At 64.9% G+C, this 14,656-nt stretch carries 12 protein-coding genes; 8 read left to right on the forward strand and 4 right to left on the reverse strand.

The window, feature by feature from the left end; translation table 11 throughout:
- Window positions 1-271 precede the first annotated feature (271 nt).
- From FJ948_RS08230 to FJ948_RS08245, 4 genes are read right to left on the reverse strand one after another with little or no spacing between them, the layout of a single operon-like run.
- Entirely contained in the window at window positions 272-1,450 is a 1,179-nt protein-coding gene (locus FJ948_RS08230; protein WP_140703211.1) for a mandelate racemase/muconate lactonizing enzyme family protein, read from the reverse strand.
- Window positions 1,451-1,459: 9 nt separating this feature from the next.
- A complete protein-coding gene (locus FJ948_RS08235; protein WP_140703213.1) occupies window positions 1,460-2,449 on the reverse strand; it encodes a transketolase C-terminal domain-containing protein in 990 nt (329 codons plus the stop codon).
- Window positions 2,446-3,294, reverse strand: coding sequence for a transketolase (locus FJ948_RS08240; protein WP_140703215.1), 849 nt, complete (start codon window positions 3,292-3,294; stop codon window positions 2,446-2,448). Before FJ948_RS08240 ends, FJ948_RS08235 begins: the two co-directional genes overlap by 4 nt.
- Before the next feature lie 5 nt (window positions 3,295-3,299).
- A complete protein-coding gene (locus tag FJ948_RS08245) occupies window positions 3,300-4,094 on the reverse strand; it encodes an SDR family oxidoreductase (RefSeq protein ID WP_140703217.1) in 795 nt (264 codons plus the stop codon).
- A gap of 119 nt (window positions 4,095-4,213) precedes the next feature.
- Here FJ948_RS08245 and FJ948_RS08250 point away from each other — a divergent pair, with 119 nt between their 5' ends.
- From FJ948_RS08250 to FJ948_RS08285, 8 genes are all read left to right on the forward strand, one after another.
- The gene (locus FJ948_RS08250; protein WP_140703219.1) at window positions 4,214-5,434 is read left to right on the forward strand and encodes a mandelate racemase/muconate lactonizing enzyme family protein; all 1,221 of its coding nucleotides are present in this window, start codon (window positions 4,214-4,216) and stop codon (window positions 5,432-5,434) included.
- A 137-nt stretch (window positions 5,435-5,571) separates the two neighbouring features.
- The gene (locus tag FJ948_RS08255) at window positions 5,572-7,965 is read left to right on the forward strand and encodes a thiamine pyrophosphate-dependent enzyme (protein ID WP_246677474.1); all 2,394 of its coding nucleotides are present in this window, start codon (window positions 5,572-5,574) and stop codon (window positions 7,963-7,965) included.
- A gap of 33 nt (window positions 7,966-7,998) precedes the next feature.
- A complete protein-coding gene (locus tag FJ948_RS08260) occupies window positions 7,999-9,009 on the forward strand; it encodes a C-terminal binding protein (protein WP_140703222.1) in 1,011 nt (336 codons plus the stop codon).
- Window positions 9,006-9,731 carry an E3 binding domain-containing protein gene (locus FJ948_RS08265; RefSeq protein ID WP_140703224.1) on the forward strand — a complete coding sequence of 242 codons (726 nt, stop codon included), beginning with the start codon at window positions 9,006-9,008 and terminating at the stop codon, window positions 9,729-9,731. The genes FJ948_RS08260 and FJ948_RS08265 overlap by 4 nt, the downstream gene beginning before the upstream one ends.
- A gap of 82 nt (window positions 9,732-9,813) precedes the next feature.
- The gene (locus tag FJ948_RS08270) at window positions 9,814-10,584 is read left to right on the forward strand and encodes a GntR family transcriptional regulator (RefSeq protein ID WP_140703225.1); all 771 of its coding nucleotides are present in this window, start codon (window positions 9,814-9,816) and stop codon (window positions 10,582-10,584) included.
- A gap of 264 nt (window positions 10,585-10,848) precedes the next feature.
- On the forward strand, window positions 10,849-11,913 hold the full coding sequence (locus tag FJ948_RS08275) for a substrate-binding domain-containing protein (RefSeq protein WP_246677475.1): 1,065 nt from the start codon (window positions 10,849-10,851) through the stop codon (window positions 11,911-11,913).
- 68 nt (window positions 11,914-11,981) lie between these two features.
- Window positions 11,982-13,049 (forward strand): substrate-binding domain-containing protein, encoded by a 1,068-nt coding sequence (locus FJ948_RS08280; protein ID WP_140703227.1) that lies wholly within the window; start codon window positions 11,982-11,984, stop codon window positions 13,047-13,049.
- 68 nt (window positions 13,050-13,117) lie between these two features.
- Window positions 13,118-14,620, forward strand: coding sequence for a sugar ABC transporter ATP-binding protein (locus FJ948_RS08285; protein ID WP_246677476.1), 1,503 nt, complete (start codon window positions 13,118-13,120; stop codon window positions 14,618-14,620).
- The last annotated feature ends 36 nt before the right edge of the window (window positions 14,621-14,656 follow it).

Here is a 14,656-nt window from a genome sequence, read left to right on the forward strand (position 1 = left end):
GAGACGCGCTCTCCAGCTTCGTCATGCTAGGGCGGAGCAGCCGCAAAGCGGCGTCGCGGAGACCCTAGGATCCATTCCGTGACCTCAATCGAGGGCGCGGTGGAGCAGAATTCTTCACCGTTTCCAACGCTTTAGCGTTACGGCATGGATCCTATGGTCTGCGCCGCGTCGCTGCGCTCCTTGCTCCGCCATAGGATGACGAAGGCAGTGAGGATCGGTCATCTCGAAGACTCGCGATTTGCTTTCCAACGGTCATCACTATCCGAGATACCTAACCACGCATCTCCGTCTCTTCCCGCCGCCCCAACCGCTTCTCCCAACCCTGCGCGTGAACATTGAGATAGGCGTTGGGGTCGTAGGGATGATCCTTGATCGCATCGATGTCGAGGTCGATGCCGAGCCCCGGCGCGTCGGGCAGGGACAGGTGGCCATTGTCGGGATTGACGGTCGGATGCCAGCTGACAAGCTCGCGCGTCCAGGGGTCGTTGAAGGCGTCGAAATGCTCCTGGATGAGGAAGTTCGGCACTGCCGCCGCCAGTTGCAGGCACACCGCCGTCGCCACCGGTCCGCCGCTCTGATGCGGCGCGATGTAACTGCCATGGGCAAGCGCCAGGTTGGCAACCTGCATGGATGGCGCAATGCCGCCGAGCGACATCGGCTCGGGCTGGAAGATGTTGACGCCGCCGCCCGCGGCCAGCGTATAGAACTGACCGACCGTGTCGTACATCTCGCCCGTCGCCACCGGGATCGGCGAGCGGTGCGCCACTTCGTGGACCGTCTCTTGGCGGTCGCGCGAGGTCGGCTCTTCCCACCAGTAGATGTCGAGGTCGGCGAACTTTTGTGCCGCCTGCAGCGCCGCGATTTCGGTGAAGCGGGCGTGCACGTCGATCAGGATCAGCGTGTCCTTGGGCAGGTGATCGCGCAATGTCCGGCAGATCGCATAGGAGAGATCCAGTTCCTCGCGCGAAATAAAGCCTTGCGCGGTGCCGAACGGGTCAAGCTTGAACGCCTTGAAGCCCTTGGCCAGCACAGCCTTCGCGGCCTCGAGAAAGGCTTCGGGCGTGCGCTCGGTGCGGTACCAGCCATTGGCATAGCCGAGCACGCTGTCGCGCACCTGGCCGCCGAGCAGTTGGTGGATCGGCACGCCAAGGCTCTTGCCCAGTATATCCCAGCAGGCGACCTCGATGGCCGCGATCACCGTGCGATGGATGTGGCCACCGTCGAGCGAGACGCTGTCCAGCATGCGCTTGGCCAGCGCGTTGATGCGGCGTGGGTCCTGGCCGATGGCGAGATGTTTCAACTCGTGCACGCCGGCTTCGGTGGTCTTGATGAAACCGTTCAGCGTGCCTTCACCGATCCCATGGATGCCCTTGTCGGTATGCACTTTGACGAACAGCCAGTTCTTCCAGCCGGCGCCGACGGCAAAGGTCTCGATTTCAGTGATCTTCATTTGGCAGTCCTAATCCAGCGCGGCAATGGTCGCGATGACGGCCTCGGTCGTCAGGCCGTATTTCGCCTGCAAGGTCGGCACCGCGCCGCATTCGATATAGCGGTCCGGCAGGCCGATGCGCGTCACTGTCTTCGCAATGCCGGCGTCGAACAAGGTCTCGACCACAAGGCTGGCAAGGCCGCCGACGACGACATGGTTTTCCACTGTCACGATACGGTCAGCCGATGCGGCGAATTCGGCCACCGCCCCGGTGTCGAATGGCTTTATGGTCGGCACATGCAGCACGCCGGCGGCAATACCCCGTTTTTGTAAGGCATCGGCTGCATCCAATGCCCTTTCGGTCATCAGGCCGGTCGAGATAATGCCGACATCGCTGCCATCGCGCAGGCGGCGTGCCTTGCCGATCTCGAAGACATAGCCGGGCTCGAGCACGATGGGCACGCTGCCGCGCAGCAGGCGCATATAGACCGGACCCCGATAGTCGGCGATCGCCTCGGTCGCGGCCTCGATCTCGGTCGCGTCGCAGGGGTCGATGATGGTGAGGCCGGGGATCATGCGCATCAGCGCCAGGTCCTCGATCGCCTGGTGGGTACCGCCATAGCCGGTCGTCAGACCGGGAAGGCCGGCGACGATCTTGACGTCGAGGTTGGAGTGGGCGAGCGCGATGGCGACGAAATCATAGGCACGCCGGGTCGCGAACACGCCATAGGTGGTGGCGAACGGCACCTTGCCGGTACGCGCCAGACCGGCGGCGACGGCCACCAGATTCTGCTCGGCCATGCCGACATTGAAGAAGCGGTCCGGGAAAGCGTCTCGGAACGGCAGGATGTCGGTGTATTTGCCGAGATCGGCGGTCAGCCCGACAATGTCGGGGCGGCTCTCGCCGAGCCTTGCCAATGCCCGGCCGAAAGGTGCCTCAACGCTGCGCCGTCCGCCGCCTACGGCCTCGTCCTGGCCCATGGCCAGCGTGCGGCCGGCCTCCATCGCCGCGCCGCTCATTGGCTCGCCCCCACGGTTTTCTCGAACTCGGCGATGATGCCATCCCATTGCGCCACGTCGATGCGGAAGAAGTGCGATTTCTCGGAGGTTTCGATGCGCGGCACGCCCTTGCCGGGCAGTGTGCGCAGCACGATCGCCTTCGGCTTGCCGTTGCGGTTTCTCGCATCCGCCAGCGCGCCAACCACCGCTGCCATGTCGTTGCCGTCGATCTCCGATGTCTGCCAGCCGAAGGCGCGCCATTTGTCGGCGACCGGCTCCATGTCGAGCACGACAGGCCCATCGGCCTGGATGCCGTTGCAGTCGATCAGCGCCACCAGCCCGTCGAGCTTGAAGTGGCTGGCCGACATGGCTGCTTCCCAGGTCGAGCCCTCCTGCATCTCGCCATCGGACAGCTCGACGAAAACGCGTGCGTCGGAACGGTCGATACGCAAGCCGAGCGCCTGGCCGACGCCTTGCCCGAGGCCGTGACCGAGCGAGCCGCCGATCATTTCGACGCCGGGCGTGGTGTCGAGCGTCGACATTTCCAGCCGGCTGTCGTCGGCGCCATAGGTGACGAGTTCATCGACCGGAAGGATGCCGGCTTCGGCCAGCGCTGCCCACAGCGCGATGGAATAGTGCCCGGTCGACAAAAGGAAACGGTCGCGGTCGGGCCACGCCAGATTGGCGGGATCGTAACGCAGTTCGTGAAAGTACAACGCCGCCAGGACATCGGCGATGCCGAGGCCCTGGCCGATATAGCCCTGGCCCTGGCCGCGCGCCATGGTCAGCATATGGCGGCGCAGCAGCATTGCCTTGCGTTCGAGCGCGCCGATATCGGCGCTGCCGGGGGGAGAGTTTCGCGGCATCTGGATCAGTCCTTGTCGAGCCCGCCCGACATGTTGAGCCGCTCGGCGGTCATGTATTTTGGCGCGTCGAGGCAGAGCCACACCACGGCCTCGGCCACCTCGGAAATTTCGGCGCGACGCCCGATCGGGATCCTTCGCGTGCGTTCGTCGAGGAAGGCCTGCAGGTCGTTGCGGCCATTGGCACGGGCCAGATCGATTTCGGTCGAGCGCTGCATTTCGGTGTCCATCATGCCTGGCGCCAAGCTGTTGACCAGTACGCCATAGGGCGCGAGCGCGACCGCCGCGGCGCGGGTGATGGAATCGACGCCGGCCTTGCTCGCGGTGTAGGCGGTGTAGTCGGGCAGCGCCATGCGCGAACCCGGCGAGGTGATGTTGATGATGCGCCCCGAGCGCTGCTCGCGCATCACCCGGCCCGCCGCCTTGCAAGCCATGGCAAGCGCAGTGACATTGAGCGCCAGCGTGCGCGTCCAGGCCTTGAAGGTGGCGTCGAGGAAGGGTTCGATGACGCCATAGCCGGCATTGTTGACCAGAATGTCGATGCCGCCCCAGCGCGCGACGACTTTTTCGACCGCCGCTTCCGGCGCGCCTTCCCCGGTGAAATCGCTGACGATGCTTTCGGCCGGCGCGCCGGTGCCGGCAATCTGCCTGGCGGTCTCGGCAATCCCATCGCTGTTGATATCGGTCACCGCGACGAAACAGCCGCGACGCGCTAGCTGGATCGCCACCTCGCGGCCGAGGCCGCCGGCGGCGCCGGTGACCAGGGCTCGCTTTGACGTCGTGTTTTGATTTTCGGCAGGCAAGCGAACACCCTCCCCGATAGCCATCTTGACGTAATTGATACCGGTACCATAAATGCCTGTCAACGAGGATATGCTATTGTCCTGTCGACCGATCGGTCCGTTGGAGTGGGGAGAGAAAGATGAAAGTCGTCGCGCTCGAAACGCTGCAGCTGGCGGAATTCCCGTTCCTGTTCTGGTTGCGCGTCCACACCGACGCTGGCTTCGTGGGCACCGGCGAGACCTTTTGGGCGCCAGGTCCGGTCGCCGCCTATATACATGACAATGTCGCGTCCTATCTCCTGGGCAAGGACCCGCGCGACATCGAGCTGCATGACCGTACGCTCGGCAGCGTCTATGTCGGCGCGCGCGATTCCGGCGCCGAGGTGCGCGGCAATTCCGCCGTCAACATCGCGCTGTGGGACATTTATGGCCAGGCGCTCGGCGAGCCGGTCTGGCGGCTGCTTGGCGGGCGCACCCACGGAAGCGTGCCTATCTACAACACTTGCGCCGGCTACAAACATGTCCGTGCCACCAAGAAGAACGCGCTGTTCGAACGCGGCGAGGACTGGTCGCTCAAATCTGGCGATTCGAATGAAGGTCCATATGAAGACCTGCTCGCCTGGCGCTACAATGCCGGCGATCTCGCCAGGAGCCTGAAGTCGGAAGGCATCGGCGCCATGAAGATCTGGCCGTTCGACATCGCCGCCGAGGCCTCGAACGGCACCCGCATCTCGCTTGTCGATCTCGACAAGGCGCTGGAGCCCTTCCAGAAGATCCGCGACGCCGTCGGCCGCGACATGGAGATCATGGTCGAGCTGCACGGGCTGTGGACCTTGCCGCCTCTGCTGCGTATTGCCGAGGCGCTGAAACCCTACGACGTCGCCTGGCTGGAGGAGCCGATCCGCTACAATGAACTTGACGCCATGGCCGAGCTCGCCCGCCACACCTCCATCCCGATCGCCGCCAGCGAAAGGCTGGCATCGCGGCAGATGTTCAAACAACTGATCGACAAGCGCGCCGCCAGCGTCATCATGATCGACCTCGCCTGGTGCGGCGGCCTCTCCGAGGCGCGCAAGATCGCCAACATGGCCGAAGCCAGCGAACTGCCCGTCACCTTGCACGACTGCACCGGGCCGATCGTCTATGCCGCGAGTTGCGCCTTGTCGGCGACCTTGCCCAACGTCAACTACCAGGAAGCGGTACGCGCCTATTTCACCGGCTGGTACAAGGAAATCGTCGCCGACATCCCGCCGGTCAGCGATGGGCAGGTCGCGCCCCTCGAAGGGCCGGGGCTTGGTCTCAGCCTGCGGCCGGAGCTGTTCCAGCGGCCGGACGCCACCGTGCGGATCACCAGAATCTAGCTTCTTACGCGGCTCTTTCGGACCCAGTAGACATTATGCTATTATAATCTATGATGCGTCGAAGCGGGCGATCAACAAGCCCGCCGCCGGCGCTCTGCCGCCCGGTGCCAGACGCATTCAGGGAGGCTTTGGTGGCAATGTCTGCGGCACGCGCACGCGAGGATTCCAGGAGTGCGTCAAATCTGCCCGACCGGAAAATCCTGCTCGACCTGTTCGAACGCATGGTGCTGCTGCGCCGCTTCGAAAGCATCGCCCAGATCGCCTGCCGCAAGGGCGAAACGCCCGGTTTCCTGCACCTCTATATAGGCGAGGAGGCGACCGGCGTTGGCGTCTGCGCGCATCTCAGGCCAACCGACTGGGTGACGTCGACCCATCGCGGTCACGGCCATGCACTGGCCAAGGGCGCGGACCCGGGACGGGTCATGGCCGAACTGTTCGGCAAGATCGACGGCATCTGCGGCGGGCGTGGCGGCACCATGCATCTCTACGACCGCTCGGTCGGCCTGTTCGGCACCAACGGCATCGTTGCCGCCGGCATCGGCCATGCCGTCGGCATCGGCATGAGCGCGCGCCAGCAGGGCCGCGACGACATCGGCGTCGCCTTCTTCGGCGACGGCGCCGCCAACCATGGCGGCTTCCACGAGGCGCTCAATTTCGCCGCCGTGCAGCGTGCGCCGGCGGTCTTCGTCTGCGAGAACAATCTCTACGCCACCGCCACGCCGCTCAAATCCGTCACGCTCAATCCCGAGATCGCCAGCAAGGCAGCGTCTTATGGCATGCCCGGCGTGGCGGTCGACGGCAACGACGTGTTCGCCGTCTGGCTGGCGATGAAGGAAGCCACCGAACGCGCCCGCGCCGGCAAGGGCCCGACGCTGATCGAGGCCAAGACCTACCGCACCGTCGGCCACCATGAGGGCGACCCCGTCATCGGCACCTACCGCACGCAGGAGGAACTCGACGCCTGGATCAAGCGCGATCCGATCGACATGTTCCGCAAGAAGCTGATCGAGGATTACGGTATTGCCGACGCCGAAGCCCTCGCCGCCATCGAAGCCCGCATCGAGAAGGTGGTTGAAGAAGCGCTGACCTTCGCGCGCAATTCGCCGGAGCCTGATCCGGCAACGGTGCGCCTGCATGTTTTCGCCGATCCGATCAATCCGCCCGCCGCCCTGCAGCCACGCGCGGTCGGCGAGACGCGCATGCAAGGCTGGCTCGAAGCCGTGCGCGACGGCATCGCCGAGGAAATGCGTGCCAACAAGGCGATCCTCTATTTCGGCGAGGGCACCGGCGAGCGCGGCGGCAGTTTCGCGCACACCAAGAACCTGTGGCAGGAATTCGGCGCCGAGCGGATGGTCGATACGCCGATCTCCGAACAGGGTTTTACCGCCGCCGCCGTCGGCGCCTCGGCGACCGGCGCGCGAACAGTCTCGGACCTGATGTTCGCCGACTTCGCTTTCGAGACCGCCGGCCAGATTTTCCTGCAGGCCGCCAAGCTGCGCTACATGACCAGCGGCCTGATGAGCGCGCCTATGGTGGTGCGCGTCGGCGCCGGCGCGCTGCGCAGCTCTGGCCCGCATCACAGCGGCATCTACCATCCGGTCTTCGCCCACATGCCCGGCCTCATCGTCTGCGTGCCTTCGACCCCGGCCGATGCCAAGGGGTTGATGAAGACGGCGCTGCGGGCCGGCGATCCCGTCATCATGCTGGAGCCCAAGGCGCTGTTCGCGTCCAAGGGCGAGGTGCCTGTCGGCGAACATTATGTCCCGTTCGGCGTCGCGCGCATCGCCCGGGCGGGCACCGACATCACCATCGTCGCCGCCGGCCAGATGGTGCAGCGAGCGCTGGAGGCCGCGGAAACGCTGGCCAGCGACGGCGTCGAGGCGGAGGTGATCGACCCGCGCACCATCATGCCGCTCGACATCGACAGCATCGTCGCCAGCGTGCGCAAGACGCATCGCCTGCTCGTCGTCGACGAGGCCTGGGCGATGTGCGGCCTTGGCGGCGAGATCGCCCAGGCGATCAACGAACTCGCCTTCGACGAGCTCGACGCGCCGCCCGGACGATTGCACACGGCGCCGACCTCGCACCCTTTCGCCCCGGTGCTGGAACGCGCCATGCTGGTCGACACGGCCCGGATCTCACAAGGTGCGCGCGACGTCATATCGGGCAAGCCGCCGGTCCCGGATCACTGGTACACGGTCGGTCTGAAGAGTGCTGCGCCGGCTAAGCCAGCCCCCGCCCCCGCCAAGGCGGCGCCACCCGCGCCATCGGCCCAGACGCCTGTCGCCGGCAGCGACGACGAGCCGATAACGATGCCGTTCGGCGACCTCACCGTCAGCGAAGGCACGGTCATCAAATGGCTGAAGGCGGTGGGTGACTCGGTGAAAGAGGGCGAGCTGATCGCCGAGATCGAAACCGACAAGGCCGTGGTCGAGATCGAAGCGCCGGTCGGCGGAACGCTTGCCGCCATCGATCAGCCGGTCGGTGCTGTCGTGCCGATGGGCGGCCGCATTGGTGGCATCAAGAAATAGATCGTTTTCGACCACGAGATCCGAAGGACCGGCATGAAAATCCTGTGCGCCAACTGGCAAGCCGCCGACGAGGCCGAACTCGAGCGCGAGCATTATCCCCACATCGAGTTCATCCTCGCCCGCTCGACCAATGACAGGGCCGCCACGCTCGATCCTGCGGTCTGCGAGAGGGTCGACGCCGTCATCAACTATTCGCCGACCCACAATGTCGCCGCCGCTCCAACAGCCTTTCCCAAGGCGCGCATAGCGGTGCGCTCAGGCGTCGGCTTCGACAACATCGATACGGCTGGCTGGGGCGCACGCAAGATTCCGGCCTGCAACGTGCCCGACTATGGCACGACCGAGGTCGCCGACCACGCCATCGGCCTGATGCTGGCACTGACGCGCGGCACATCAGCCTATGGCGCGGAACTCCGCGGCCATGGCGCCGAAGGCTGGCATTTCTCCAAGGCGCCGCTGGTGCGCCGGCATAAAGGCGCCACCTTCGGCATTGTCGGGCTTGGCCGTATCGGACTCGCCACCGCGCGCCGTGCCGCAGCCTTCGACATGAAGGTGGTGTTCCATGATCCACACCTTCTGTCCGGCGTCGACCTGTCGACCGGCTACGAACGCGTCCATTCGCTGGCCGAACTGATGGGACGGGCCGATGTGGTGAGTGTCCATGCGCCGCTCAGTGAGGAAACCCGCCAGCTGCTCGGCGCGGCGGCCTTCGCCGCCGCCAAGCCAGGCCTCGTGCTCATCAATACCGCGCGCGGCCCGATCGTCGACCTCGATGCGCTGGAGACGGCGATGCGCGACGGCATCGTCGGGGGAGCAGGGCTCGACGTGCTGCCGAACGAACCCGGCGATCTCGACCACCCGCTACTGGCGGCATGGCGCCGGCGCGAGCCGTGGATCGTCGATCGGCTGATCGTCACCCCGCACGCCGCCTTCTACAGCCCGGCATCGATGCGCGACCTCCGGCTGAAGTCGATCGAGGTGGTGCATGCCTATCTCGCCGAGGGCCGGCTCACCAATTGCGTCAACGCTGAGTTCCTGAAATGAACATGGCCGTTGCGCCGACCCGGCGGCTGGCCGTTTCGCCCTATGCGCGGCGTCTGGCGCGTGAGCGTTCGCTGCCGCTCGAAGCGCTCAGCGGCAGCGGCCCCGGCGGCCGCATCCTGGCCGCCGACGTGATGGGCTTTGTACCGGTCGCCGTAGCGGTCGTTTCGCCCGAACTCGCCCTTCCCGCAGCGACGTCTTCGATTGCCGCGCCCCGCATCGCGGCCTTCGCGACTTCCGTCGCGCTGGGCGCGCTGAAGGAGCTTCTGGCGGCGCTCGAGAATTCGGGGCGCGCATTCGATATCGATGATGTCCTGCTACGCGCCGCCGGCCGCGCATTTGCCGAGGTGCCGGACGCCGTGGCTGGCGAGGCGGCGGTGGCCCTTGAACTGGCAGGAAGGCAGGCTGTTTTCTCGATGGTCCCAGAGGTGCCGCTGACATCGCTGCGCGCGATGCGGCTTTCGGCCTTGGGCGACAGTCGTGACGCGGCGGAAAAGCCGGCGGTGCTGTCCCTGCGGATGCTGCCCGCAAGCGACATCCGGCCGGTGATGATGCCGCTTCTGCCGGGCCGGGCCATGCGTCTGGCCGTCTCGATCGGCACGCCAGGCGACCATGCCGAATGCCTGTTGACGGTGGATGCCGCAAGCATCGATGAAGCGACAGCAGCCTTATGGCTTTCGGCGCTGAAATCGACCATCGAACATCCGCTCAGGCTCTTCGTCTGAGACGGTTGACGATCGTCGGCCTTACCTAGCCTCGGGCGACGGAAGCTATTATAAAAGCTTCGACACAGGCGCGACGAGGCACATGGACCATTCCGTTCCCACCATCGAAAGTCTTCCCAAGCGCACGCTCGGCCGCGCCAACGGGCCACTTTACCGGCAGCTCGCCGATATCCTGCGCGAGCCGATCGGCAACGGCACCTTCCCGGTCGGCGGCGAGTTGCCGAAGGAGGCGACCATCGCCGAGCATTTCGGCGTCAGCCTGATCACCGTGCGCCAGGCGCTGCGCGATCTCGAGGCCGACGGCCTGATCAGGAAGCGCTCGGCCAAGCCGGCGGTAGTCGCGGCGCGCAGCCCCTCGGTCAATCTGAGCTGGAAGTTCAAGAATTTCGCCGACATGGCGGCCTTCACCAAGGACGCCAAGCTGGCGGTGAAATCCTACCGCAAGGAAGTTTCGCCCGTGCTCCAGCGCCATTTCGGCATGGGCAAGGACGAGGCCGGCTATTGCCTGCGCAGCGTGCTGTCGATCGGCGAGCAGCGCAAGGCGCAGATCACCACCTATTTTCCGCCCGATGTCGGCGCCCGGTTGAAGCGGGAGGACTTTTCCGACGTGCTGATCTTCCGCTCGGTGCAGAAACATCTTGGCCTGCGGCTCGATGTGGCGCATGTGACGGTGCGCGCCGAGATCGCCGACGAGGCGGTTGCCGCCGACCTCGGTATTTCACTTGGGGCCGCCGTGCTGACGGTGGAGATGCTCTACCAGTCGGCGGACCAGCGCAGCATCGAATTCTCCGTCGCGCGTCACCCCGCCGACATTTTCAGCATCACCTATGATGCGCCCAACGACCTGTCCTGAAGCCCGCCCGAGGCGGTATTTTCTGATGTTGTCCGCATAGACAGGACCATAAAATTATAATAGCATGATAGCTAGGCTGAGATGCCTGCTTCGGGAGGCGTCGCTGGGGAGGAATCCGGCGAAATCTTGCCTGCAGGCGTAGCCTTGGGAGAGCCCCGGTCAAATTGACATCTGTAATTGGTACCGGTATCATGCAAACACCTTCTCAACTGATCAAGATGGCGCAGTCCGTCACCGGCTGGGTAGGAACACAGGGAGGAGACCATGAAATTGAGGAGCTTGAGCGCCTGCTTCGTGGCGTTTGCAGGGTTCGCGGTGTCTATGTCCGCCACGCCTGGCCATAGCGAAGACAAGAAGCCCTACACCATCTATCTCTCGAACAATTTCGTCGGTAACGACTGGCGCCAGCAGATGGAGCGCGTCGCCAATGTCGCGACCACCAAGGGGCCGCTGAAAGGCCGTGTCGACCTCAAGATCGAGAACGCCGAAAACACCGTCCAGGCGCAGATCAATTCGCTGAACAACATCATCCGCCAGAAGCCCGCCGCCATCCTGATCGATGCGTCGTCGGCCGAGGCGCTCAATCCGACCATCAAGAAGGCCTGCGACGCCGGCATCGTCGTCGTCAGCTTCGACCAGACCGTGTCGGCCGAATGCGCCTACAAGCTGCATTCCGATTTCGACATCATGGCCAACAACCAGGCCGAATGGATGGCCTCCATCCTCGGCGGCAAGGGCAAGGTGCTGATGGACCGCGGCCTTGCCGGCGCGCCGATCTCGGAACAGTTCGAGAAGAATTTCGGCGCCGTGCTGAAGAAATACCCCGGCATCGAGATCGTCGGCTATTTCAACGGCAATTACGCCGCCGGCCCCGAACAGGAAGGCGTTGCCAGCCTGCTTGCGGCGCATCCGGAAGTCGATGGCATCTTCTCGCAGGGCTATGGCACCGGCGCCATCAAGGCGCTGCAGAATGCCGATCGGCCGCTGGTGCCGATCGTCGCCGCGGCCTTCAACGGCACTGGCGTCACCTGCGCGCAGACCAAGGGCGCCAAATGCTGGCTCGGCGCCAATCCGCCGTCGCTTTCGGCCGAGGCCATCAAGCTCGCGGTCGACATACTCGACACCGGCAAGAAGCCGGCCGACACCACCGTGCTGTTCAATTCACCCGGCCTGACCACGGATCTGGTCGACGCCAAATACGCGCCGAATTCCTCGGCGGCGAAGATCGAATTGGGCAAGACCGTATTTCCCGATCTGGCGCCGGGTCTGTCCTTGCCGGTGTCGCCGAACTGGGTTGAAATCACGCCCAAGGAGGCCTCGGGAACCTGACTTTGCGGATGCAATGCGCCACTGTCCGGCGGCGCTGTTTCGAAACGAAAAACTGGGAGGAGAAAATCATGAGAACATTGAGCCGTAACATCGGCCTTGCGGCACTTGCCGTCGCCATGACGGCGATCGGCATGCAGGCCGGTCACGCCGAGGACAAGAAGCCCTACACCATCTATCTCTCCAACAATTTCGTCGGCAATGACTGGCGCCAGCAGATGGAGCGCGTCGCCACCGTCTCGGTCAACAAGGGGCCGCTGAAAGGCCGCGTCGACCTCAAGATCGAGAATGTCGAGAACACCGTCCAGGCGCAGATCAATTCGCTGAACAACATCATCCGCCAGAAGCCGGACGCCATCCTGGTCGACGCCGGCTCGGATTCGGCGCTCAACCCGACCATCAAGAAGGCCTGCGACGCCGGCATCGTCGTCATCAGCTTCGACCAGGTGGTGACCGAACCCTGCGCCTTCGCCGTCGCTTCCGACTGGGACCGCATCCCCTCCGTGATGGCCGAATGGATGGCCACGCAGCTTGGCGGCAAGGGCAACATCATCCTCGACCGGGGCCTGGCCGGTGCGCCGATCTCGGCGCAACTGCAGGGCGGCTATGAAAAGGTGCTGGCCAAATATCCCGACATCAAGGTGGTCGGCTATTACAACGGCAACTACGCGCTTGGGCCGGAACAGTCCGGTGTGGCGGCGCTGCTGGCCGCCAACCCGAAGATCGACGGCATCATGACGCAAGGCTACGGCTCGGGCGCCATCCAGGCGCTGAAGGATGCCGGCCGGCCGATCGTCCCGGTCGTCGGCTTCTCCTACAATGTCGCCGCCGTCACCTGTGCGCAGACCCAAGGGGCCAAGTGCATCCTTGGCTCCAATCCGGCCTACCTTTCCTCGGAAGCGATCAAGCTGGCGGTCGAGATCCTCGACACCGGCAAGAAGCCGGCGGAACGCTCTGTCTCGGTCAAGGGTGATTTCGTCACCACCGATCCCTTCGAGTCCAAGCTCTATCCCGGCACCAAGATGATCAAGATCGCGGTCGGCGAAAACGCCTTCCCCGACCAGGCGCCCGGCCTGACGCTGCCGATCACGCCCGACTGGGTCGAGATCACCGCTGCGGAAGCGGCCGGCTCGAAGTAACATCGCGAGACCACGACCCTGTCTCCCGGCATCGCAAGATGTCGGGAGAGCTTTTCGAAGGCGCTTCCATGGACCTCGTTACCGTCACAGGCCTGTCCAAACGCTATGGCGGCATCGTTGCGCTGAGCGATGCGACATTCAGTGCCCGCGCCGGCGAGGTGCATGCGCTGCTCGGCGAGAACGGCGCCGGCAAAAGCACCTTCATCCAGATCCTGTCGGGCGCCGTACAGCACGATGGCGGCTCGATCCTGGTCGACGGGCAGGATTATCGCCCGGTCAATCCCGACGCGGCGCAGGCGCGCGGCATCGCCGCCGTCTTTCAGGAACTGTCGCTGGTCCCCGACCTCAGCGTCGAACAGAACATCTGGTTCCGCCACGAGCCAAGGACGTGGCTTGGCACCGTCAACCGCGCCGAGATGCGCCGCAAGACACTTGCCTTGCTCGAAAAGTACAATTTTCCGGCCCTGCGCCCCGACCAGGAGTTGCGGCGGCTGACGCTGGCCGAACGCCAGATCGTCGAGATCGCCAAGGGGCTGGCCAAGGACCCGCGCATCCTCATCCTCGACGAGGCGACTTCGGCGCTGCCCGCGCGTGAAGCCGAATGGCTGCTGAAGCTCACCCGGCAGCTGGCCGCGGAAGGCAGGCTGGTCATCTTCATCTCGCACCGCATGGCCGAGGTGCGCGCCATCGCCGACCGGCTGACCATCTTTCGCAATGGCGCCACAGTCGCCGCGCACGAGGCCAACGCCGTGTCCGACACCGAGATCGTCACCCAGATGATCGGCCGGCATCTCGACCGGCTTTATCCCGAGCGGGTGGCCACGGCAACGGATCGCGTCGCGCTAAGGGTCGAGGGCCTATCGAGCGGCAGCCGGCTCTCCGGTGTCGACTTTGCCTTGCGCGAAGGCGAGGTGCTGGGCGTCGGCGGCCTGCAGGGCCATGGCCAGCGCGAACTGTTCCAGGCGCTGTTCGGCGCCAGCAGGGCGAGCGGCGCCGTTAAACTCTGGGGCAAGCCGGTCTCGATCAACAATCCACGCCAGGCCTTGACCGGCAGGGATGGTATCGCCCTGGTGCCGGAGGACCGGCGCGGGCAAGGTCTGCTGCTGACCAAGAGCGTGCGCGAGAACCTGACGCTGTCGGTGATCAGGCGCTTCACCGAAAACGGCTTGCTCAGCCGGCAAAAGGAAGCGGCGCTGGTCAAGGAAATGGTCGATTTCCTGCGCATCAAGGCCGGCACGCCCGAACAGCTCGCCGGTACCCTGTCGGGCGGTAACCAGCAGAAGGTGATCTTCGGCAAGATGCTGCTGACGCAGGCGCGCGTGCTGTTGCTCTACGACCCGACGCGCGGCGTCGATGTCGGCACCAAGGGCGAGATCTTCCAGCTGATGCGCGACCTCGCCGCGAAGGGTTATGCGATCCTGTTCCATTCCAGCGACATGCCGGAACTCGTCCACGTCGCCGACCGCGTGATGGTGATGCGTGACGGGCGTGTCGCCGCGACGCTGGAAGGCGATCGCATCTCGGAGGCCGGTATCTTGCGCGCCGCCATGCTTGAACGCGAGGCGGCCTGAGGCATGGTGATGGCGAGCGCGGAGCAGACTGGCGAG

Source organism: Mesorhizobium sp. B2-3-12 (genome assembly GCF_006442205.1).
Lineage (GTDB): Bacteria > Pseudomonadota > Alphaproteobacteria > Rhizobiales > Rhizobiaceae > Mesorhizobium.